The organism is Sulfurospirillum barnesii SES-3, assembly GCF_000265295.1.
In the GTDB taxonomy this organism is placed as follows: domain Bacteria; phylum Campylobacterota; class Campylobacteria; order Campylobacterales; family Sulfurospirillaceae; genus Sulfurospirillum; species Sulfurospirillum barnesii.
On sequence record NC_018002.1, the window covers coordinates 790,541 to 811,919 of the forward strand.

General features: G+C 40.5%; 21 protein-coding genes. 10 read left to right on the forward strand and 11 right to left on the reverse strand.

Annotation, left to right across the window (positions count from 1 at the left end; translation table 11 throughout):
* Positions 1-32 precede the first annotated feature (32 nt).
* The 5 genes from SULBA_RS04025 to SULBA_RS04045 all read right to left on the reverse strand — a co-directional run bounded on the left by SULBA_RS04025 (position 33) and on the right by SULBA_RS04045 (position 6,811).
* Complete coding sequence (locus tag SULBA_RS04025) at positions 33-1,346, reverse strand: amidohydrolase (protein ID WP_014768993.1); 1,314 nt, start codon at positions 1,344-1,346, stop codon at positions 33-35.
* Between the two features lie 3 nt (positions 1,347-1,349).
* Positions 1,350-2,588, reverse strand: coding sequence for a M20 family metallo-hydrolase (locus SULBA_RS04030; protein WP_014768994.1), 1,239 nt, complete (start codon positions 2,586-2,588; stop codon positions 1,350-1,352).
* A gap of 9 nt (positions 2,589-2,597) precedes the next feature.
* On the reverse strand, positions 2,598-3,866 hold the full coding sequence (gene dcuC / locus SULBA_RS04035) for a C4-dicarboxylate transporter DcuC (protein WP_014768995.1): 1,269 nt from the start codon (positions 3,864-3,866) through the stop codon (positions 2,598-2,600).
* A 133-nt stretch (positions 3,867-3,999) separates the two neighbouring features.
* Positions 4,000-5,988: an EAL domain-containing protein gene (locus SULBA_RS04040; protein WP_245391439.1), complete on the reverse strand. Its 1,989-nt coding sequence runs from the start codon at positions 5,986-5,988 to the stop codon at positions 4,000-4,002.
* The gene (locus tag SULBA_RS04045) at positions 5,924-6,811 is read right to left on the reverse strand and encodes a phosphatidylserine decarboxylase (protein ID WP_014768997.1); all 888 of its coding nucleotides are present in this window, start codon (positions 6,809-6,811) and stop codon (positions 5,924-5,926) included. Before SULBA_RS04045 ends, SULBA_RS04040 begins: the two co-directional genes overlap by 65 nt.
* 89 nt (positions 6,812-6,900) lie before the next feature.
* Between SULBA_RS04045 and dbpA the strand changes: the two genes are divergently transcribed.
* The 4 genes from dbpA to SULBA_RS12710 are packed head-to-tail and all read left to right on the forward strand — an operon-like array spanning position 6,901 to position 10,416.
* Positions 6,901-8,292, forward strand: a complete 1,392-nt coding sequence (gene dbpA, locus SULBA_RS04050) for an ATP-dependent RNA helicase DbpA (RefSeq protein ID WP_014768998.1) — start codon at positions 6,901-6,903, stop codon at positions 8,290-8,292.
* Positions 8,277-9,062 carry a hypothetical protein gene (locus tag SULBA_RS04055; RefSeq protein ID WP_014768999.1) on the forward strand — a complete coding sequence of 262 codons (786 nt, stop codon included), beginning with the start codon at positions 8,277-8,279 and terminating at the stop codon, positions 9,060-9,062. Before dbpA ends, SULBA_RS04055 begins: the two co-directional genes overlap by 16 nt.
* Position 9,063: 1 nt before the next feature.
* Complete coding sequence (locus tag SULBA_RS04060) at positions 9,064-9,648, forward strand: dienelactone hydrolase family protein (RefSeq protein ID WP_014769000.1); 585 nt, start codon at positions 9,064-9,066, stop codon at positions 9,646-9,648.
* Positions 9,649-10,416, forward strand: coding sequence for a helix-turn-helix domain-containing protein (locus tag SULBA_RS12710; protein ID WP_014769001.1), 768 nt, complete (start codon positions 9,649-9,651; stop codon positions 10,414-10,416).
* Here SULBA_RS12710 and SULBA_RS04070 read toward each other — a convergent pair.
* On the reverse strand, positions 10,387-10,782 hold the full coding sequence (locus tag SULBA_RS04070) for a cupin domain-containing protein (RefSeq protein ID WP_014769002.1): 396 nt from the start codon (positions 10,780-10,782) through the stop codon (positions 10,387-10,389). The two genes, SULBA_RS12710 and SULBA_RS04070, sit on opposite strands and share 30 nt — an antisense overlap.
* 72 nt (positions 10,783-10,854) lie before the next feature.
* Positions 10,855-11,466: a helix-turn-helix transcriptional regulator gene (locus tag SULBA_RS04075; protein WP_014769003.1), complete on the reverse strand. Its 612-nt coding sequence runs from the start codon at positions 11,464-11,466 to the stop codon at positions 10,855-10,857.
* 80 nt (positions 11,467-11,546) lie between these two features.
* Here SULBA_RS04075 and SULBA_RS04080 point away from each other — a divergent pair, with 80 nt between their 5' ends.
* From SULBA_RS04080 to SULBA_RS04090, 3 genes are all read left to right on the forward strand, one after another.
* Positions 11,547-12,398, forward strand: a complete 852-nt coding sequence (locus tag SULBA_RS04080) for an NAD(P)-dependent oxidoreductase (protein ID WP_014769004.1) — start codon at positions 11,547-11,549, stop codon at positions 12,396-12,398.
* 424 nt (positions 12,399-12,822) lie between these two features.
* A complete protein-coding gene (locus SULBA_RS04085) occupies positions 12,823-14,139 on the forward strand; it encodes a 2-isopropylmalate synthase (protein WP_014769005.1) in 1,317 nt (438 codons plus the stop codon).
* Positions 14,140-14,223: 84 nt separating this feature from the next.
* A complete protein-coding gene (locus SULBA_RS04090) occupies positions 14,224-14,841 on the forward strand; it encodes a LysE family translocator (RefSeq protein ID WP_014769006.1) in 618 nt (205 codons plus the stop codon).
* Between the two features lie 34 nt (positions 14,842-14,875).
* Here SULBA_RS04090 and SULBA_RS04095 read toward each other — a convergent pair whose 3' ends face one another.
* Positions 14,876-16,477: a methyl-accepting chemotaxis protein gene (locus SULBA_RS04095; protein WP_014769007.1), complete on the reverse strand. Its 1,602-nt coding sequence runs from the start codon at positions 16,475-16,477 to the stop codon at positions 14,876-14,878.
* Between the two features lie 135 nt (positions 16,478-16,612).
* On the opposite strand from SULBA_RS04095, the gene SULBA_RS04100 reads away from it, so the two are divergent.
* Positions 16,613-16,897: a helix-turn-helix domain-containing protein gene (locus SULBA_RS04100; RefSeq protein ID WP_156790512.1), complete on the forward strand. Its 285-nt coding sequence runs from the start codon at positions 16,613-16,615 to the stop codon at positions 16,895-16,897.
* A gap of 62 nt (positions 16,898-16,959) precedes the next feature.
* Here SULBA_RS04100 and SULBA_RS04105 read toward each other — a convergent pair whose 3' ends face one another.
* A complete protein-coding gene (locus tag SULBA_RS04105; protein ID WP_014769009.1) occupies positions 16,960-18,567 on the reverse strand; it encodes a methyl-accepting chemotaxis protein in 1,608 nt (535 codons plus the stop codon).
* Positions 18,568-18,928: 361 nt separating this feature from the next.
* Between SULBA_RS04105 and SULBA_RS04110 the strand changes: the two genes are divergently transcribed.
* The gene (locus SULBA_RS04110) at positions 18,929-19,171 is read left to right on the forward strand and encodes a helix-turn-helix domain-containing protein (protein ID WP_050985273.1); all 243 of its coding nucleotides are present in this window, start codon (positions 18,929-18,931) and stop codon (positions 19,169-19,171) included.
* 28 nt (positions 19,172-19,199) lie between these two features.
* On the opposite strand, the gene SULBA_RS04115 is transcribed toward SULBA_RS04110, so the two are convergent.
* Positions 19,200-19,910: a YebC/PmpR family DNA-binding transcriptional regulator gene (locus SULBA_RS04115; RefSeq protein WP_014769011.1), complete on the reverse strand. Its 711-nt coding sequence runs from the start codon at positions 19,908-19,910 to the stop codon at positions 19,200-19,202.
* A 94-nt stretch (positions 19,911-20,004) separates the two neighbouring features.
* Here SULBA_RS04115 and SULBA_RS04120 point away from each other — a divergent pair, with 94 nt between their 5' ends.
* Positions 20,005-20,601 (forward strand): lactate utilization protein, encoded by a 597-nt coding sequence (locus SULBA_RS04120; protein WP_014769012.1) that lies wholly within the window; start codon positions 20,005-20,007, stop codon positions 20,599-20,601.
* On the opposite strand, the gene SULBA_RS04125 is transcribed toward SULBA_RS04120, so the two are convergent.
* On the reverse strand, positions 20,598-21,377 hold the full coding sequence (locus SULBA_RS04125) for a hypothetical protein (RefSeq protein ID WP_014769013.1): 780 nt from the start codon (positions 21,375-21,377) through the stop codon (positions 20,598-20,600). The two genes, SULBA_RS04120 and SULBA_RS04125, sit on opposite strands and share 4 nt — an antisense overlap.
* Positions 21,378-21,379 lie beyond the last annotated feature (2 nt).

Consider the following 21,379-nt stretch of genomic DNA (forward strand, 5'->3'; position numbering starts at 1 on the left):
AAGATATGCAGAGGAGAATGCCTCTGCATGGTTTATTTGGCGCTAAGCATGTAGGCTGAGCGTAAAAAGAGATCAACGCCTGTCACCAAACAGCTCTCATCAAAGTCAAAACATTGGTTATGGTGTCCTGCTTCAAGTTTTGCACCTATCATCATATAACCGCTTTGTCCCCCTTGATTTTGTACCGCTTGCATAAAATGTGCAAAGTCTTCGCATGCCCCAAAATCGCAGGTTTTCACGATGGCATCCTTTTCAATGAACGGTGATTCAAGAGCCACTTTTTCATAAAGTTCGGTAATAAACGCTGAACTATCGCCACCACTGGTTCCTCCGACATCTTTTACACGGTAACCCACTGAGTGAATTTTTGAGACTCCCTCTAGGATGTTCATGCATTTTTCTTTCATAAAGGCATTGAGTTCTGTGGTCACGCCTCTGGTTTCACACGCCATAAAGGCATTGGGTGCAATGACATTGCGTCCTTCACCTGCTCTTAAAACGCCCACATTCACACGGGTAATACCCTGACTGTGGCGGGTAATGCCATGCATTAAAAGGGCGGCTTCTGCGGCAGCTAAAAGCGCGTTTGCTCCCTCTTCCGGTGCGCCTGCTGCATGGGCAGATGTGCCATGAAACGTCACATCAAATTTGGAAGTGGCGAGGAAGTTATTAACTCCGCAAATAAGACCTCCGCTTTTTTTAGACTGAAAGCCTATGTGTGCGCCCAAAAGATAATCGACTCCCTTTAAAATGCCCGCTTTTTCCATAGCAACCGCACCTCTGGTTCCCTCCTCAGCCGTTTGGAAAATAAAGCGAAACACTCCTTTAAAATCCTCTTTGTGTTCGCTAATGAGTTTGGCGAGCCCTAAACCGATGGTAATGTGCCCATCATGCCCACATGTATGCGCAATCCCATCAATGTCCGCACGAAATCCCTCTTTAAACGGGCGGTGGGCTAAATCTTTGCTCTCGGTAACATCCACGGCATCAATGTCAAAGCGAAATGCCACGCAAGGGCCAGGACGCCCTGTGTCAAGCTCTGCTACCACGCCTGTGAGCCCATCTTCCATGACATTTAAGAGAGCATACTCTTCAGGACAGAGCAGTTTTTTGGCACGAAGCAGTGCTTCATCCAGTGCTTCTTTTGAGCCTACTCCTTGCCTTGCATCTGCCACCATAATGTCTCGTCCCATCTTAAGTGTGTACCCATAACTTTTGAGTTTTTCAATAATTTTGACGGTGGTAAAAAAGGTAAACCAGCCCGTTTCAGGGTGTTGGTGAAAAAATCGACGTGTCTCTATCAGTTCTTTTTCTAAACTTTTTGCTCTTTGTGCAATGCTATCCATTTTTTATCCTTCGTTTGCTAAGGTAATGAGGGTTTTAGTAATCACTTCTGTAGCGTACATAACATCATCCATATTCACTTCTTCAGCGATATTGTGGCTAATGCCCTCTTTGCACGGCACAAAGACCATCCCTGTATGCGTTGAAACATAAGGCATATGCATCGCATCGTGTCCTGCTCCGCTTGGAAGTTTTAGGGTTGGAATGTGAAGTTTTTTTGCTTCATTTTCAAGGGTTTCTATGATTTTTTTATCGAGGCTTACAGGTATGTCATGGGTGAGCACTTTGAGGGTATAAATCAGACCCCTATCGTGCGTAATTTTTTCGATACCTTTTTCAATCAATAAGGCTGCTTTTTCAAGATTTGCATGGTCAATATCTCGAATATCAATACCCAAACTCACACTGCCTGGAATGACATTCAGCACACCAGGAGTTGCATTGGCAAAGCCTACCGTTGCTACGGTGGTTTCACCCGCTTTTTCTTTGGCAACATTTTCTACATGTAAAATAATTTCCGCCGCACACGCAAGTGCGTCAGCGCGCATGTTCATGGGTGTTGCCCCTGAGTGGTCAGCTCTGCCTTGCAGGGTTAAGGCGTAGCGAATGGGGGCAGCAATGCCTGTGACAATGCCCACAGGAATATTTTTGTTCTCCAACACAGGGCCTTGTTCTATGTGCAATTCTAAGTAGGCATAAAAGGTATCTGGAGGAAGTGTGGCATTGTCCATCGTCTCAACCGCACATCCAAACTCCTTAGCTGCTTCATAAAGGCTGATTCCCTCTTTGTCTTTCAGGTTTTCAAGCGCCTCTGTGGAGAGTTTGCCTGCCATGACTTTGCTTCCCACGGTTGCCATGTTAAAACGGCTAGACTCTTCGCAGGAGAAAATAATGAGCTCAAACGGACGTTTATGAGAAATTTTCTGCTCTTTAATGGCACGAATGGCTTCAAGACCGCACATCACCCCTAGCGTGCCATCAAAACAGCCACCCAAAGGAACGCTATCTAAGTGAGAGCCAATGGCAACGGCAGGCAGGGGAAGTTCCCCCTCAATACGCCCAAAAATATTGCCAATGGCATCTTCACGAATAGTCATACCCACGGCTTGCATGAGTGTTTTGACATACTCACGTGCGTGGGCTTCCTCTTTGGAGAAAGCCAAACGGGTAATGCCTCCTTGAGGGAGGGCTCCAAAACGGCTAATGGTCTTTATCTCCTCACTGAGACGTGTTGCATTTATCATCACTACTCCTTAAAATGCGAGCATAAAATAGGCAGTTGTAAGAGCTAAAATCATACCTAAAGCGGTACGTTTAACCATATCAAGGGTAGAGACTTTCGCAAAGCCCGCACAAATAATGGCAGCGCCTGCAAGCGGTGACATCGTGCGACCAATAGCACCACTAAGGGCGGCTAAAGAGCCCATACGCTCTATCGTTGTTCCAAACTCCACCGCAAATGGCGTGACGGCTTTGTTAAACGCAAAGGCTGCAGCATCGCCTGAACCTGTCACCACAGCCAGTAAAAAAGGTCCAACGGTTGCGCCAATGGATGCCATGCTAGGATTGGAAATTAAAACGGAAATAAAAGCATCAACCGCACCTAAGGCTTGAAGTCCTGAAACAAAAACAGTAGCAGCGATGATAATACCAAAGATTTGTCCATACGCTCCACCCATACCATTAAAGAAACCTTCTGAAACTTTTGTGGGGTTGGTACGTGTGATGATGACCGCTAAAAAAGCACCAATAAGCATCGCTTCAGGCACACCCATTTTAAGCATAGGCACCCATCCTGTAAAACCAACCACCAAAATTGCCAATGGAATGATGTTCACAAGCGCAAAAAGAGGGTTAATTTTGAAGCTGGTATCAATGTGGAAGTCTTTATCTTCAGAAACATACCCTTTGTGCTCTTTAAGATAAATGGCTAAGAGTCCAATGGCAATGGATGCTACAACAATACTGCTAATCGTCGCAAATTTGTGGGTATTGATAACATCCAATACCGTCACTTTTGCCAAATCCGCCACAAAAGGGTTGTGCGAAAGCCCTGGGCTTAGCATACTACCATACGTTCCACTAAACACAGCAGCTGCAGCCATAGCAGGACGTACGCCTGAGTGAATCAATAAAGGAATAAAAATCGCACCCACTGCCGCCGCACAGCCTGCTGCTGAGGGAAGGGCGATGTTAATGGCAAAGGTCAGTAGGGTTGCTACTGGAACCAGAAAAATGCCTGCACGTTTTAAGACGTTACCAAGCAGGGCGACTAAATGTTTGTCGCATCCTGTCATTTTAAGCACAGCGGCAAAACCTAGAACCGAACAAATCGCTTGAATGAGCCCACCTGAGACCATCACTTTTGAAAAGGATTCAAACGCTTTCATCGGCGCTAGGGCAAAACATGCCATAAAAACACCTGCAACCAAAAGTACGAGTTTTGTGTCGTATTTTTTGACTAAAAAATAGACGACTGCCACTATGGTGAGTAGGGCGACTGCAATCTTTAATATCTCCATTTTGAACGCTCCTTAAAGGGTAAGTATCCTAGAAGTTTAAACTTTTAAGGAGATTTCTACATAATGTAATTTCTTAAAAAAATATTAACATATCTGAATTTTCTGAGGAACCTTTACATGTAAACTCAAGATGCTATAAGTGTTTAGGTTTTCCAAAATAATACCCTTGCGAATAATCAATTCCCATATCACGTACCATTTTGTAGATAATTTCATTTTCGACATACTCCGCAACGGTTGAGAGTTTTTGTTTTTTGGCAAATAAAATGATTGTTTCGACAATATTCTGGTTCACTTCATTGGTGTGGATGTTCTTGATTAAGCTACCATCAATTTTTAAAATATCAGGTTCAAAAAAGAGCAAGCGCTCAAAATTGGAATAGCCTGTTCCAAAGTCATCAATCGCAATTTTAACCCCTTGTGCTTTCACATCCTGGATAAAGCGTTTAATAGCGTTTATATCTTTCATATTTTCACTCTCTAAAATCTCAAAAATAAGCCGAGGAGCGTGCTTTTTGTAGATTTGCAAAAGGGAGTGAATATGCTCAAGAATGCTCTCTTGCTCAATATCTTGCATGGAAAGATTAATAGAAATGGAAGCATTAGGAACTTTATGCAGTGCTTCAAAAGAGTTGTTGAGCACAATTTTAGTGATTTTATTGGAGTAGCGTCCTTTTTTGGCAACATCTAAAAAACAAGCAGGGGAGAGAAGTTTTCCCTCTTCATTGACGAGGCGCACAAGCGATTCGTATTTTTCGATTTCTTGGGTTTGGTTGTTAATAATAGGCTGAAAATAGGAGATAATTTTTTGGTTATCAATAGCCGTTTTAATCATATAGAGCGTTTCAATATTGCGCAGAGCATTGTCGTATTCGATGTCATTGAGCCCATCGGCATAGACAATGGGCTTTTTGCTAGCCATTGCATGGTCAATACCAATCTTAGCATCTTCAAAAATCTTAAAAACCCCATAGGTGTAACTGCACACCACGGAGATGTCATATTCAATGCCATCGATTCGAACAACATACTCTTTGACATTGGCAAGAAAGCGCTCTAGGGTCTCATACAGTTCTTCTCTGGTGGCTTGACATGTGCGTCTATCTATCACAAAAGCATAGAGCCCATTTTCCAAAAAATAGACTTTTTGAAAGCCACACATGGAAGGCATAAGGTATAAGAGGGCTTTGTAAAAAGCGCTTTCTATTTTTTCCACACTGCTTTTGTTGTAAAATTTTTCCAAAATCGCATAATCTTCAATTTGTACCAGAATTAAGACGGAGAGTTTATTGGCTTCTAAAAAATCAAAGAGCTGTTTTTTATCGCTCATAATCGCAGTAACATCATGGCGCAAGGAAATATACTCTTCGATGTCACCGTGTGCATTTAAAATCGGCTGAATGGTTGTTTTCACATAATAACTTTCACCATTCTTGTTGCGATTTTTAACAATGCCCTGCCATGTTTTTTTCTCCTCTTTAATGGTATGCCACAACTCTTCAAAGGTGCTTTTAGGCACATCAGGGTGACGAATAATATTATGATTTTTGCCAAGCAATTCTTCTTCGCTGTAGCCAGAAATACGGCAAAATTGCTCATTAACATAGGTGATGCGCCCTTGCGGGTCACTTTTGGAGATAATGGCACTAAGGTTGGTGATGTTTTCATATTGTTGGAGCAAGAGGCTTTTTTTTGCGTGTTCTTTTTTTAGACTCATTTTCTCAAGGAGTTTTCCCAGAGTCGCACCAAATTGGCTAAGGCTTAAAGGTTTAAAGAGGTAGCCATCCACCCCACAATCAACCGTTTTAGGAAAATGGTGCGCTTCATGCAATTCAGATAGGACAATAATAGCTATATCTGGATTGTGCTTGCGAATCTTCTCAATAAGCTCCACACCATGCATAAACGGAAGATTTAAGGTGGTAATAATTAAGTCAATGGTGCTGTGGTGGCGTAGGTAAAGACTGAGTCCCTCCTTGCCATCTTGCGCCATTATTACATGGTCAAAAAATTTTGAAAAGAGGTGTGTGGCACTCTCTTTAGCATGTTCATCATGCTCAATGTATAAAAGACGCATCTCCTTGCTCAATTGCCTCAGTGTTGCAATGTGTGCTCTTTCCACGTAATGCTCCTAATGTTTGTCCAAATTTAACGTGCGAAACGCTTTCTAGTTCAAGGGAAATGGATTCTTTTTCAAAGAGCATGACGATGGTTGAGCCCATCTCAAACATGCCTAACTCTTCACCTTTTTTAAGCCAAAGATTGTCATAGCTATAGCACTGTTGAAGGTTTCCTTTGGCATTGGTTTGGATGGTTTTATCAAAGTTAAATGCCATTTTACCAACATTTAATGCCCCTACAAAAACCATGTAAAAAAGTTGATTTTCTTTGGTGTAGCACTCTAAAACGACACGCTCATTTTCCACAAAAAGTCCTTCAATTTTTCGAAGCCACTTAAAATTGACAGGGTAGAGTTTACCTGGAATATGCACTGCCTTAGCCACACGCATTTCAAGAGGAACGTGGTAACGATGGTAATCACGAGGCGAGAGGTAAAAGTTTACAAAATCACCACCCTCAAGGCGGTCTTTCTCTTTTTTAGCAATATAATCACCTAAAAGTTCACGAACACTGTAGGTAAAGCCTTTAATTTGAAGGGCAAGGGAATGTTCAATTTTTCCATACGCACTGATAAGGCTATCGCAAGGAGAAATCAGTGTTTGTTCATTCATACTAAAAAGGCGTTTGGTTTTAAAGGGACGTGTAAAAAGTTTGTTCAAACTTTTGTAGTGGTCTGCCTCTTCAAATTCACCCAAATCCACACGCATCATGGAAACATAACTTTTGTTAATAATGGTTTGCACAGAAGTTGGGAACTCTTTTGACGCAAAAACGCCAAAAAGGCGAGACGCAATAGAACTTTTAAATTTTGGATAACGTTGCATAGCACTCTTTCATGTATGAAGTAGATTTAAGAAATGATTATACCAAATGAATGTAAGGTTTTTATAAAAAAATGTGATATATTTTCACCATGAAAACACATACACCTCACCCATTTAATCATCTGATTCACCATCCATCCATGTTAGAAACACTAGAACGTCTAGGCTATCAGCGTATGACACCCATTCAAGAAGCCTCATTGCCTCTTGCTTTAGAGGGACGTGACGTTGTTGCACAAGCCAAAACAGGCAGTGGAAAGACCGCTGCATTTGGACTACCTTTGCTTTTGAGCTTACATGTAAACTCCATGCGCATCCAATCAGTGGTGCTGTGTCCCACACGAGAGCTTGCCGAACAAGTCAGCAATGAATTACGACGTTTGGCGCAATTTACCCATAATATTAAAATTGTCACGCTCTGTGGCGGGACTCGTTTTGTGCCTCAGTGCATCAACCTCGAGCATGGTGCGCACATCGTAGTAGGAACTCCAGGGCGCATTTTGCAACATTTGCAAGAAAAAACCATTGACTTTTCGCATATCAAAACACTCGTTCTTGATGAAGCCGATCGTATGCTTGACATGGGCTTTTACGAAGACATCGAGAAGATTATCGCCAAAATGCCAAGTAAGCGTCAAACCTTGCTCTTCTCCGCTACTTTTCCCAAAGAGATTGAGCGTATGTGCAAGGAAGTGCAAAATGACGCTTTACATGTAAGCATCGAAGAAGAAGCGCACACGTCACCCAATATCACACAAGTCTGCTATAAGGTAGAGGCAAGTGAAAAAGAAAAAGCACTCAAAGGCGTTTTACTGCAAAGCGATGCCAAGTCGGTCATCATCTTTTGCAAAACCAAAATAGGCGTGGCGGAACTTCAAGGCTATCTGTTAGATGAAGGCTTTGACGCACTCTCTTTGCATGGCGATTTAGAGCAAATCGACCGTGACGAACACCTCTTACTTTTTGCCAACGGAAGTGCGCAAATCTTAGTTGCTACAGACCTTGCCTCTCGTGGGCTGGACGTCAAAGATGTCGAGATGGTCATCAACTACGAACTCCCTCAAACGATGGAAATCTACACCCATCGCATTGGTCGAACAGGACGCATGGACAAAGAAGGCATGGCAGTAAGTTTTGTCACACCACGAGAAGAGAGCTTTTTTGAAGAGCTTACAGAGGCGAATTTTGCCTTTACATGTAAAAGCATTGGCGACTTAAATCCAACCCAAACAAAACCCAAAAAAGCCCTCTATATCACGCTTTGCATTGACGCAGGCAAAAAGCACAAAATGCGTGCTGGTGACATCTTAGGAACGCTGACCAAAGACTTAGGTTTGGAAGCAAATGTTATCGGTAAAATCGACATCTTAGAAAAATTCTCCTACGTCGCCATAGCCAGAGAATACGCTGATAAAGCGTTTGATGGGCTGTGTGCTACGACCATTAAAAATCGACGGTTTAAGATATGGAAGTTGGGGTAAAAAGCATGGAAGAGAAAGAAATAAAAGACAATAAAATCTTAAACTCAAGATCAAATCAAAATAAGCCTTCTTTGCAAACAATTTTAACGATTGTTGGGCTTGGCTTAACAATCATTGCATATATTATGGGGAAAGCTTATTATGATACCTATATGTACAGTTTTGGATTGAGTAGTGACTTCTTCCCTATATCCACGCAAGATATTTATTTTTATTCATATGGTGCTGTTTTATACGGATTTTCAGCTCTCATGGAGATTTTAAAGCGTAATCTATTGTCTATAATAATAAGTGCAACGTTTGTAATAGGGATAATGGTTTTTCTTGCATTACGCCCGAAAAATGAAAAATCTATATTGGTAAAATTTCCATTTTTAGAAAAATTTTTTTCATCTACAAAAATACAATTTTTTATACAATTATTGACGACGACATTTGCGGGAGTTTATCTTTTTACATTGTTTATATATGTTCTAACTTTGGTTTTAATGTTTGCATTATATCTGTATGTTGGACCACAGTCAGTAGGTGAAAAAATGGCAGCTAAAAAGATAAATGAATATCGAGAACACGGTTGTTACGTACCTGAAAATAGCCAAGCAAATACTTGCATCCAAATTTTGAATAAAGATAATCAAGAAGTAGCAAAAGGCGTATTAATAGCTTACGATAATAACAAAATTGCTTTTTTAAATGATAAAGGTAGCCAAATTATCACATTTCCAACGGATGGAAAAATTATAGTGGATGTAAATATAACAAAGAAATAAGATGCCACACATTCTTTTAGCCACCGACATTTTTGGTTACACAAAAGCCATAGAAACACTCAAGCACCGTTTTGAGTCTTTGGGTGAGGTGATACATATTCTTGATCCTTACGATGCAAAGCAGATGAATTTTCACGATGAAGAGCAAGCCTATAAGTCATTTAACCAATTGTGTGGACTTGAAAGCTATGCCAAAGCGTGCATGCAAGCTCTGGATGCATGTTCAAACGAAGAGGTGGTAATAATTGGTTTTAGCATGGGTGCATCGGCGTTTTGGAAAGCGCTTGATGGATGTGAAAACGCCAAAATAAAACACTTTTTTGGGTTTTACTCCTCTCAGATTCGTCATTGCTTAGATGCTAACGTGCTTGTGCCGTGCACACTGATATTTCCACAATATGAAAAACACTTTGACGTAGATGAGGTGATAACAAAGCTTGTAAAACATGCGAACATCACCTGTTTGAAAACAGCGTATTTACATGGCTTTATGAATCCGTTGTCTGCACATTATGATGCCCAAGGGTATGCTACGTATTATCAGTTTTTAGAAAATATTTTCCATACTATGCGTCAGGAAAGCTAAATGATCTATTATTGTAAAACGGCATATGCTGATTTAGAATTTATTGTTTTAAAAGAGGCGATTTTTTCATATCCCAGACACAATCATATCTCCAGTTATACCATAGGTATTGTTCAAAATGGCGCACTTTCTCTTTGTTCTAATGGTGAAAAAAAGGTGTATAAAAAAGATATGTCTTTTACCATCAATCCTTATGATGTCCATGAAATAGAAAGTTTAGAAGTGTATGATATGATAGTCTTAAGTCTAAAAAGGAATTTTTTAAAATCTTATGAACTGCTTGAAGCACAAGTGATTGTTGGTCGGTATGCACGTATTTTAGAGGAGATGGAATACTTAGAAGAGAGCCATGGTGCGCTTTTTGATGATATATTGCGTGGGGTGTATGCGCATTGTGATTCTATGCATGAAAAACACCGCACGCTTGATAGAATTAAAACCTTTTTAGAAGAGTACCCAGAAGTTCAGATTGATGGTGAACATTTATCACGGTATAGTGCTCTGAGCAAATACCATTTTATACGCAAGTTTGATGAAAATGTCGGGATGACACCGCATAAATTTCACATTCAAAATCGTGTACGAAAAGCGAAAGGTTTGATAGAAAACAGTACGTCGATGACCGATGTGGGTTTGAGTGCAGGATTTTATGACCAAAGCCACTTTATAAGGCATTTTAAAAAACTTTTTCAAATTTCTCCCTCGTCTTATAAAGCAGCGTGTCTTGATTTGGATGCGTTAGCAAAGAGCGGGAAAAAACTTCGCTAAAAGATATAAACCCTTTTCATCTGCATGGATGGAGTGTTCTGTCTTTTTAGGAAAAATGCTCATGGTTCCTGTTGCATAAGAAAATGTAGAACCCTCTTTGATACAGTACCCACTGCCACCGATGACTTCATGTGTCTCTAACTCATTTTCATGGACATGCGTTTGGATGGCTTTATGCGGAGCGATGCGTACTAGATGAAAGCTAAACGCCCCTTCGCTTTGAGCAGAAGTGACAAGATGCTTTAATGCCACACCTTCAAATTTTGGGTGATTCCACCAGTCAAGTTTTCCTAGATGAACACTTTTCCCCTCTACTAAAAGCGTACCGTGTTCAAATGCTTCAAAAAATTGTGTGTCTGTTTTCATGATGAACTCCTATTGATTTTCAAGGAGTATTATAAAAAAGAGTCTATTTTTTGGATTGTATAAAATTGCGTTTTAAGCTCTCACCACCTTCAACCAATTATAAATCGTAGCCTTTGAGACATTTAAAACCGAGCAGATATACCCTACGACATTGCGAATGGCGAAGATGCCTTCACGTTCTAAAAAAATGACCAACTCTTTTTTATCGTCGCTTGAAAGACCCGATAGGGCGATGTTTTTAGCGCTTAAGTATTTTTCTATCGTCTCATCGGTGTGTTCTCTCCAACTTTGTGAAAAAAGTACCGCAGGTTTAGGCTCAGAGTCGTTTACATGTAAAAAGCCTTTGAGCGACTCGAAGAGCGTTTCGATGGGCTCTGTGTTGTAGTTGATGCAGATCATTCCAATGGGCTTTTCCTCCACGTCTCGCACGATGATGCTCACCGCTTTGAGGCGTTTGCCCTCACTGCTGGTTTTATCATACGGTCCAACCCAGTTCTCTTTGATGCTGTTGAAATCTTTGAGCTCACTCAGCATCACATCACCGACGCGGCGTTTGGAGAAGGCATTGACAATGTGAATGAGTTTTTTCGCTTCCAAATCGTGCATGACGACTTCGACATTGGGGTAAAAGAGTTTGGCTATGGCGTCGCACAAGGCGATGTAGGGTTTGAGTACTTTTTTCATGGCAAAATTATAACACGAATTTAAAGATAATTTGTCTAATTTAGACTATAATTCTAAAAAATAATGCAAAGGAGTCAAGAATGGCAATCGGTTTTATAGGATTAGGCAATTTAGGAACAGCTATCGCAAAGCGTTTAGCAAGCATGGGTGAAGAGGTTTTGGTATGGAATCGAACAAAGGCGAAAGCGGAAGCCAAAGGGTTTGTGTGTGAAAGCTCACCCAAAGCGCTCTTGGAGAAGTGCGACACAGTGCTCATGTGTCTGTTTGACTCGGATGGCGTACGCAATGTTTTAATGATGGAGAATGGGCTTTTAAGTGCAAACCTCAAAGGTAAAACCATCATCGACCTTACGACCAACCATTTCACCGATGTCATAGAGTTTCACACCATGGTGGAAGCCAAAGGCGGTGACTACCTTGAATCACCCGTACTTGGAAGTGTTGTACCTGCGAGCAAAGGCGAACTCACCGCTGTTTGTGCAGGACGCCAGAGCGTTTTTCTTACATGTAAGCCTCTATTAGAGAAGTTTGCCTCCACGATTTTTCATTTGAAAGAAGCTGGATTTGCGGCAAAGATGAAGCTTATCAATAACCTATGCCTTGGCTCATTCATGGCGACGATTGCGGAGTGTACGGCTCTTGGTGAAGCGTGCGGGATTGATAAAAAAGAGCTTTTAGAGATTTTAGGAGCAGGGGGCGGAAAGTCACTCGTGCTTGCGGCTAAAACGCAAAAGCTCATCGATGAAGACTTTAGTCCGCATTTTAGCACGGCGGCTATCACTAAAGATTTGCATTGTCTGCAAGACTTGGCGTACAGTTTAAATCGTCCGCTTTACACCGCAAGTGTCACTAAAGAGCTTTTCTCCAAAATGAAAATGATGGGAAAGGGCGATGAGGACTTTAGTGCTATCTACCAGCTTTTCAAAGCGTAACCCTTCAAGGGCGTTTTACATGTAAAGCGCCCACCCTTTACAATTGGGAAAAACCTGTGCTATACTTTGCGTTACAAATTTTTCAAAAGGAGAACAAGATGGAAACTTTTATCACCCATCAAACCATACACCAACCTCAGAGCATTGCGCAATTTTCTAACGCATCACTCCTCGTCGTCCTCCTAAAAAAGCTCCGATAACTTTTAACCCCTTTTATTTTTCACTGTTCATTGTTTAAATTGGCTTTTTAGCCCTGAGGATACCTCTACCTAATTAGCACAATTTTTTATTAGAGTTCTTTAACACGCTTTTAAAGCAAAGCTTTAAAAACTACGTTAACACTGTGTTCTCTTCGGCAGAGTGCCCACGCACCCTTGGTGCTTTGAGCTCTTGCAAAATTTTATTGTAAAACAAGGATATTTCTATGCAAACTACACAAACATTTAAAAAATACAAACCGTACCCGTTGGTACCTTTAGCTCACCGTGAGTGGGCAAGCAACATTATCACACAAGCGCCTATTTGGGTGAGCACGGACTTGAGGGATGGCAATCAAGCCCTTGTTGAACCGATGAATGCGACCAAAAAATTGGCGTATTTTCAAAAATTGGTGGAGATGGGATTTAAAGAGATCGAGATTGCGTACCCGAGTGCTTCGCAAACGGATTTTGACTTTTGTCGTATGTTAATCGAGCAGAATTTAATCCCTGATGATGTGAGGGTTGCGGTTTTGATGCCTTCCATCGAAAAACACATCAAAAGAACCTTTCAAGCGATGAGCGGGGCTAAAAAAGTAACGATGCACCTTTACAATCCAACGGCGGATAATCAGCGCAAAATTGTGTTTGACAAAAGTAAAGTGGAGATTATTGCTTTAGCGGTTGAGGGTACACGCATCATCAAAGAAGAGGCGGCAAAATTTAAAGGCGATGTGATGTTTCAGTACTCACCCGAGAGCTTTTCACAAACGGAGTTGGCGTTCGCACGTGATGTGGTAAATGCGGTTATCAGCGAGTGGATGCCAAGTAAAAATGCGCCGATGGTGATTAATTTGCCCAACACCTTAGAAGCCTGCACGCCCAATATCTATGCCGATAGAATCGAGTGGATGAGCAAACAGATGTTAGAACGTGACGCCGTTATTTTAAGCGTTCACCCACACAATGACAGAGGCACAGCCGTAGCCAGTGCGGAGATGGCAATGTTAGCAGGGGCGCAAAGAGTTGAGGGCACTTTGATGGGGAATGGTGAGAGAGCGGGCAATGTTGACTTGATTACGATGGCGTTTAACCTCTATTCGCAAGGGATTGATCCGATGTTAGACATCTATAACATCGATACGATTTTGCAGGAGATCATCACGTTGACGCACAGCAGTATTCCTCCCCGTCACCCTTATGTGGGCTCTATGATCTACACAGCTTTTTCTGGGACGCATCAAGACGCTATAAAGAAGGGTATGGAGTACCAGAAGGTGAGCTTAGATGGCTATTGGCACGTGCCGTACCTCGTGATCGACCCAAAGGACATTAAGCGGGATTACCGTGATGTGGTGCGCATTAATTCGCAGTCGGGTAAAAGTGGCGTGGCGTATGTACTGAAGGAATTTTATGGCATTGAGACGACCAAAGAAATGCAAACGCAAATTGCTTTGGAAGTTCAAAAATTGTGCGATGAAAAGGGCATTGAGGTCAATGCGGAAGAGATTTTTAACGTCTTTCGCCAAATGTGCAAGCTTTGAGATCTTTACATGTAAAGATTTTGAGGTAAAGAAAATAGGTCTTGTGGTACACTAAACCAATCATTTTAAGCAGGAGTTACCGTTATGATAAGCATTGAATTTCTGATTACCTCTTTGATTGTGGTGCTGATTCCTGGTACGGGTGTGCTGTTTACCATCTCAACAGGATTGGCGCAAGGTCGAAAAGCCAGTGTGTATGCCGCTCTTGGATGCACCGCAGGGATTGTGCCGCATCTTTTGGCAACGGTTTTTGGGCTTGCTGCCATTATGCACACGAGTGCGCTGGCGTTTGAAGTCTTAAAAATTGTGGGTGTTTTGTACCTGTTCTATCTAGCGTACATGACATGGAAGGACAAAAGTGGTTTTGAAGCGCAGGCGATCTCTTCGCATTCGAGTGCGCTCTCTTTGGCGATTAAGGCGTTTTTGCTGAATATTCTCAATCCAAAATTGACCATTTTCTTTTTGGCATTTTTACCGCAATTTGTCTCTCCTGAAACAACATCACCACTGGGTGATATGGTGGTTTTGAGTGTCGTATTTATGCTGATGACATTTATTGTTTTTGTGATTTACGGTCTTTTGGCACATGGCTTTCGCCACAGTGTTATAGAATCACATCGTGTACAAACATGGCTACGACGTGGTTTTGCGCTGACCTTTGCAGGGCTTGGTATACAGTTAGCTTCATCATCACAGAAATAAAAAGGAGCTTTACATGTAAAGCTCCCAAAGTTGTTTAGGTGGTTTTGAATTGTGAGAGGGTAAGGCTTAAATTTTCAGAAAGCTTTGCAAGGTGTTCGGCTGCACCTGCTATCTCTTCTACGCTACGAGCATTCGAGTGTGAAATGGTGCTAATGCTTCGAATACGCTCAATCACCTTCAACGCTTGTTCACGCCCTAAATTGGCTTCATTGGCAGTTTTAATAACAATTGCTTTAGCATTACTCATGTTTGTAACGGTTTGAAGCATAAGTGTTTGGGTGTTTTGTGCACGATCACCCAAATGCTCAATATCTTTGGCACTCAGACGCATAATTTCAGAAGCGGTGCTGACCGATTGGACAATCACTGCTACGGTTGCATTACTCTCAATTAAGCTTTTTTGTGTGCGTTCTGCAAGTTTACGTACTTCATCGGCAACCACAGCAAATCCTCGTCCATGTTCCCCCGCACGTGCGGCTTCTATGGCGGCATTGAGCGCTAAAAGATTGGTCTGTTCTGCAATGTCAGCAATGACTGATAGAACTTGTTTTACTTGTTGAACATCTTGATCCAAATGCTCCAATCGTGCCGAAAGTTCTGTTTGCTGCACAACCACATTTTTAAGATCACTCGAGACTGAAAGCACTTCTGTGGAGGCATTGGTAAGCTCGTTTGAGACAGATTCGATGAGTGTACCTGAGGTAGAAGAACTTTGTGCACTGAGTTCTAAAATAGCAACCACAGATTCTGTGGCTTGTGTGGTTTCTTCAATTTCTCTTGCAGACTGTTCAGTGCTTCGTCCAATATGCAAGGAGGTGCTTGACAACTCTTCTGAAACGGCGGCATTTTCATGGGCACTTTGTTTTGCACCATGAATGGCTTGTGAGAGTTGGTCTAAGAGTGCATTGAAAATATTCATCATATGGGCGATTTCATCTTCATCATCGGTTTTGATTTTGTAGTGTAAATCTTTGTGCTGTGCTATGTAACTACATCCATCAGAGGCTTTTTGAATGGATTTTTGAATTTTATGAATAATAAAAAAGAATAATAAACTAACAATAATCGTTAAAAGAACAGAACTCACAATGCCTAGTGTTTTTGCACTTTCCAGTGCTTCAAACTCTGTTTCTTCGACTTTATTGGTTAAATCATCAATCATTTCTTGAAGTTTAAAATAGTGTGTAGCCCCTTCATCACTCAATTTTTTAAGTGTATTTCCATGGGGTGTTGAGACAAAGTCTGGCTGATGGATGGTATACGTATGCTCTTTAATAATAACAAAACGACCCTCATTGGCTTTTTTATAGTTCAAAATTTCTTGTGTAATGTTTTCCAAGAGCAAGACTTGATTTTCATCGCTAAGATAGCTTTTTAAACTCTTTATACGATTGAGCAAAAGATCATGTGTTTTAAAATAGCCATCATAACTTTTCACATCATAAAAAAGTTGATAACCCCTTGTGTAAGTACCAAGCATAGCACTGAGTGAACGTATTTCGCCTATCGTATCAATTGTCATTGCAGCTTTTTTTGCATGGGACGTATTGCTAATAAGTAAAAAGGTGAGGCTTCCTGTTGTCAGTAAAAACAAGAGAAGCAGAAAAATAAGTTTAGCCCGAATGGTTGATAACATGTATGCCCTTTTTAATAAAAATCTAATAAAGCTAAGAATTATACATGAAAGCAATTTAAACGTCAATGCCCCAGAGGACTTTGACGTTTTGCATCTATCGTTATATGCTAATAGGTTATGGTCTTATTTTTTATTATGAAAAGAGAACGGGGGTATGTTTTAATGTATATTTATGACATCGAGACGATACATGTACGCATTCGCTATAACATAAAACGCTTGCGAGAAATACAATCTAAGAGTCAGCTTGAGATGGCGTTAGCCATTGGGCATTCTTCTGCTGGTTTTTATGCAAAGGCAGAATTGGGCATTCAAAATAAGAAGTTTAATATAGAACACTTATGTAAAATAGCGGAGGTGTTAGATGTAGATATTTATGAGTTTTTTAAAGAAATTATTCATGATGAAAACGCAGTATAAAAAAAGAAGAGCTTTACATGTAAAGAGAGGTTTTCCTTCTTTACACGTAAAGATTATTTCGTTTACTGAAACTGCCCTAATTTCATATTGAGATTTTCTGCTAGCTTTGAGAGATGATCAGCGGCACTTGCGATCTCCTCTACACTTCTGGCATTCTCAGAGGTAATGGAATTGATGTTGGTGACAAGATCGACGATCTTATCGGTATCTTTTGCGATTTGATTGGAGTTATTCGCACTAGTTGTCACCGATTTTACACTCTCATCCATTACCGACGTGGTACTGATGATGGTCTCTTCTACCGTTGTTGAAACTCCAGCCAATCGTTTAATGTTTTGAGCATTTTTAGTCATCTTATCGGATGAGTTGACGATGGATTGAACAATGATATTAATGGTCGCATTAATCTCGGTTAAAGAGGTTTGCGTACGTTCTGCTAACTTTCTCACTTCATCGGCAACAACCGCAAAGCCACGTCCATGATCTCCTGCTCTGGCTGCTTCAATGGCGGCATTAAGGGCGAGTAAGTTCGTTTGATCGGCAATATCAGAGATAACAGTCAAGATTTGTTTAACCTGTTCTGCATCTTTGCTCATCTGTTCTAATTGAGAAGCTAAAGCCGTTTCAGCTTCACTCGCAAGTTCTACTTCATCTTTAAGCATGATGACCTCTTTTTTTGCCGATTCTAATTTATCACCAGCGAGTGCAATGCTCTTTTTCATCTCTTCGGAGAGAATAGCGGTCTCTTGAACAAACTTCTTAATAGTAACAATCTCTTCAATGGTGTTATTGACAATAATCGTACTGTGTTCCGCATTGCGTCCGATTTGCATACTGGTGGTAGAAAGTTCATGGGAAACCGAAGCGTTTTCATTGGAAGAGCGCTTCACATCATCAATGATGACCTCTAAGGTATCGACTAAAGCATTAAAGCTATTGACGATCTCTTGAATCTCATTGTTTTTACCATACGTGATTCTAAATTTAAGCTCTTTGTTTTGCACGAAACCACTGATGCTATCACGAATTAAGGAGACTCCTTGCATGATATTGTTGCGAATCATGATACCGATGATGATCATGGCAAAGGCAGCGAACAGAGATAAGCCAATCATTTCATAGGTTGCAGTGTTTTTTTCTTCCATTGCTTTTTGTGCTTCGTGTTCAGCTAATTGTTTATTAAAATCCATATGTTCTCGTAAGGTACCTCCTACGGTAGCTAAAAAAGGTCTTTTTGCAAATGCAAGCGTTTGTGCTTCTTCTTTTTTATTGGCTTTGGAAAGTTCCATAAATTGATCAAGGAGGGCATTGTATTGCCTTAATATCTCTTTGTCTTTATCGATGAGTTCTTTGTCTTTATCATTGGAGATATGGTTATAATAGGACGCAATTTTTTTCTCTATTGAGTCTCTTTTCTCTTTGATCATTGCGGTTGATTCATCCATTGTTTTTTGATCGCTTGCCGATAAAAACTCAAAAGCATATACTCTAAGATAATAATACTCTTCCATAATTTCGTTTATAATCAAAATACTCGGTAATGAATCGACATTGCAGGTATTTGTCTCTTCATAAACCTTATCCATTTTACTCAAACCAATGCTAAAAATGGCAAAAATACCTAAAATGGCAATGCCTAGCATTGTCATCAACTGTTTGGATAGACTCATATGAACTCCTTTGAAATTTTAAACCTATAGTCTTAAGGATTTTTAAATAAAATGGATAATGTGGAAGTTGACGTTAAAACTGCAAGCGTATTCCATTATATTTTGCTTAAATCTAGTGTTCTATGTAGTAAAATAATAAACCTAATAATTTGCTAAAATGTTATTTATCAGAACGGTTTTCCTCTGTACTTCAGTGATTTTTTAAGAACAACAATTAATAAAAAATTAATATTTTGAGCATTGTAAGTTAATAAAAAAAATACTGCAAAGTCCTATAGGACATTGAAGCGAATGTGTTATCAAAGTAAACTCACAAAAAAGTCACCTCTCTTGGGCGGTTTTTTTGAAAGAGCAGAGGATTATGTGTCAATACGATGTGGAAGAAATACATGCTCAAATACGCCATAATGTAAAGCTATTGAGGGAAAAAAGAGGAAAGAGTCAGTTAGAAATGGCGCTTGCTATTGGACATTCATCCGCAGCATTTTACGCCAAAGCAGAACTAGGCATTCAGCGTAAAAAATTCAATATTGAGCATCTGTGTAAAATTGCAAATGTTTTAGACGTAGATATTCGGGATTTTTTCGATCATTTAAAGGAGTAGGGCTTTACATGTAAAGCCCTCAAATGCATTAGGCAATGTTGGTGTAGACTGCTTGTACATCATCATCGTCTTCAATTTTTTCGATGACTTTTTCAATGTCCACCATTTGCTCTTCGCTAAAAGAGAGTGGGGTGTTGGCAATGCGCTCTAAGGTAGCTTTGGTTAGGGTAATGCCAAGGCTATCAAATGCCGCACTCAAACTTCCAAAGTTAGTGTAGTCTGCATAAACCAGCACCACACCTTCTTCTTCTTCAATCTCTTCAAGACCTGCATCAATAAGCTCTAATTCAAGCGCTTCAATGTCCATGTCAGGAGTTTTTGCAAATTCAAAGACGGCTTTGCGTGAGAACATAAAATCCAAAGAGCCATTGTTAAGCATCTCCGCACCTGATTTTTTAAACGCACTTTTGATGTTCGCAACGGTTCGGGTGTTGTTATCCGTAGCGCACTCTACAAAAAAGAGTGAGCCGTGCGGTCCTTTGCCTTCATACGTAATTTCACTAAGCGTTTGGGCATCTTTACCAAGCGCTCGTTTAATTGCCGCATCGATATTGTCTTTGGGCATATTTTCCGCTTTGGCGTTGAGAATGGCAGTACGAAGTTTTGCATTACTCTCAGGGTCTCCGCCTCCCTCTTTTGCTGCCATCATAATGGCACGACCAAGTCTAGGAAATACACGGGACATATTTCCCCAACGCTTCATTTTAGCGGCTTTTCGGTATTCAAACGCTCTTCCCATAGGGTTTTATTCCTTCTTAAGTATATGATTGATTTCTCTAATTATACCTTTTTAAAAATAAGAGTATGATTTTGCAAAAACAAAGGAGAAAGAGATGGAAGCGTTAAAAAAGGTCTACCAAGAACACGGTTTTGAGTTAATTTGTGTTCCTAATAAAGAAGAGGCGCTTCGTGTGGCAATAAGTTTTATTAAACCGCACATGCGCATTGGTTTTGGTGGTTCTACTAGCGTGAAGGAAATTGGGTTGTATGCGTATGTTACTTCACGCACAGATGTCACGCTTTTTAATCAATACGAATCAGGCATTAGCATGGAAGAAAATGTGGAACGAAGAAGGCAAGGGCTTTTGGCTGATTTATACATTTGCAGTACCAATGCCTTGACCAAAAAAGGTGAATTAGTAAATGCCGATGGCAGTGGAAATCGTGTCGCAGCACAAATTTTTGGTCCTAAAAAAGTGTTGATTATTGCAGGGAAAAATAAGCTGGTTGAGAACATTGAAGAGGGCTTTCAACGCATTCGTGAAGTGGCAAGTCCTAAAAATATTGAGCGTATGAACAATGTTGCCATCAGTATGGGAAAACCTCCTCGGTACACTATGGACAATATTGGTCAGAAGTTTAGCTATATCACAGGGGATGAAGTGGGGCGAACTACCATTATTCTTGTGGATGAAGAGTTGGGATTTTAAAATTTTTTCATAAAATTAATGCTAAATTGATTCTCTTGTTTGTCTATATTGGTTTTATCATAAGCAATGTCGATATGGGTATTTTTAGCAATTTCATTGAGTTTAAAAGAGCTGTAAATACCTGTGTAAGAGAGTGTGTTTTGGGTGTCATTGGCAAAAACATACCGAGACCCTAAGCGCACATCTTTTCGCAGAGCATAATTCATATCAAGCGCATAGGCTTGTGTGTTTGGTGCGTAATTGTTTGAGCTTAAAACAGAGGAGGTTGGTAGAAGCATATCTTTGCTATCTAAATTTCCATTAGCATCTCGTTTGCCATCTGAAACCTTCGAGTACGCCACATAACTTCCAAAATTTTCATAGTTAATTTCCGCCTTAGCTCCAAAGGCATTGACCATCGAAAATTCACTCTCTTTTTGTGTCTCTTTATACGTATCTGCATAGTAATTGGCGCTGAGTTTGTAGTTCAAAGAAGAAGCATACCCCTCATAGAGTGCTTTTGTATAATAGATGGCGTTTTCATTGTTACTAAAAGCGGTTTGTGTGTTAAACGATTGCGTAGCAAGTTCCAGTTTTAAGCCCCCCATGGGCGCACTTTGGTAGTGAAACAGTATGGTTTGGGTACGTGAGGCAGAGTAGGGATTTGCATCTTCTATGCCCTCATCATAGGTTGCATTGATTTTATGGGTTAAGTTGCCATCTAAAAGGGCATCAACCAGTGTGTTTTGAGCAAAAAGTGTGCGAACAATAAGTAAAAATAGGAGGATTTTTTTCATGG

What these genes read in the sequence shown, in the direction of transcription:
- SULBA_RS04060 (WP_014769000.1), top strand. Translation starts at nt 9,064, where the DNA reads ATGCCACACATTCTTTTAGCCACCGACATTTTTGGTTACACAAAAGCC.
- dcuC (WP_014768995.1), bottom strand. Translation starts at nt 3,866, where the DNA reads ATGGAGATATTAAAGATTGCAGTCGCCCTACTCACCATAGTGGCAGTC.
- SULBA_RS04115 (WP_014769011.1), bottom strand. Translation starts at nt 19,910, where the DNA reads ATGGGAAGAGCGTTTGAATACCGAAAAGCCGCTAAAATGAAGCGTTGG.
- SULBA_RS04095 (WP_014769007.1), bottom strand. Translation starts at nt 16,477, where the DNA reads ATGTTATCAACCATTCGGGCTAAACTTATTTTTCTGCTTCTCTTGTTT.
- SULBA_RS04055 (WP_014768999.1), top strand. Translation starts at nt 8,277, where the DNA reads ATGGAAGTTGGGGTAAAAAGCATGGAAGAGAAAGAAATAAAAGACAAT.
- SULBA_RS04075 (WP_014769003.1), bottom strand. Translation starts at nt 11,466, where the DNA reads ATGAAAAAAGTACTCAAACCCTACATCGCCTTGTGCGACGCCATAGCC.
- SULBA_RS04025 (WP_014768993.1), bottom strand. Translation starts at nt 1,346, where the DNA reads ATGGATAGCATTGCACAAAGAGCAAAAAGTTTAGAAAAAGAACTGATA.
- dbpA (WP_014768998.1), top strand. Translation starts at nt 6,901, where the DNA reads ATGAAAACACATACACCTCACCCATTTAATCATCTGATTCACCATCCA.
- SULBA_RS04085 (WP_014769005.1), top strand. Translation starts at nt 12,823, where the DNA reads ATGCAAACTACACAAACATTTAAAAAATACAAACCGTACCCGTTGGTA.
- SULBA_RS04090 (WP_014769006.1), top strand. Translation starts at nt 14,224, where the DNA reads ATGATAAGCATTGAATTTCTGATTACCTCTTTGATTGTGGTGCTGATT.
- SULBA_RS04030 (WP_014768994.1), bottom strand. Translation starts at nt 2,588, where the DNA reads ATGATAAATGCAACACGTCTCAGTGAGGAGATAAAGACCATTAGCCGT.
- SULBA_RS04070 (WP_014769002.1), bottom strand. Translation starts at nt 10,782, where the DNA reads ATGAAAACAGACACACAATTTTTTGAAGCATTTGAACACGGTACGCTT.
- SULBA_RS04045 (WP_014768997.1), bottom strand. Translation starts at nt 6,811, where the DNA reads ATGCAACGTTATCCAAAATTTAAAAGTTCTATTGCGTCTCGCCTTTTT.
- SULBA_RS04110 (WP_050985273.1), top strand. Translation starts at nt 18,929, where the DNA reads ATGTGTCAATACGATGTGGAAGAAATACATGCTCAAATACGCCATAAT.
- SULBA_RS04080 (WP_014769004.1), top strand. Translation starts at nt 11,547, where the DNA reads ATGGCAATCGGTTTTATAGGATTAGGCAATTTAGGAACAGCTATCGCA.
- SULBA_RS04125 (WP_014769013.1), bottom strand. Translation starts at nt 21,377, where the DNA reads ATGAAAAAAATCCTCCTATTTTTACTTATTGTTCGCACACTTTTTGCT.
- SULBA_RS04100 (WP_156790512.1), top strand. Translation starts at nt 16,613, where the DNA reads ATGAAAAGAGAACGGGGGTATGTTTTAATGTATATTTATGACATCGAG.
- SULBA_RS04105 (WP_014769009.1), bottom strand. Translation starts at nt 18,567, where the DNA reads ATGAGTCTATCCAAACAGTTGATGACAATGCTAGGCATTGCCATTTTA.
- SULBA_RS12710 (WP_014769001.1), top strand. Translation starts at nt 9,649, where the DNA reads ATGATCTATTATTGTAAAACGGCATATGCTGATTTAGAATTTATTGTT.
- SULBA_RS04120 (WP_014769012.1), top strand. Translation starts at nt 20,005, where the DNA reads ATGGAAGCGTTAAAAAAGGTCTACCAAGAACACGGTTTTGAGTTAATT.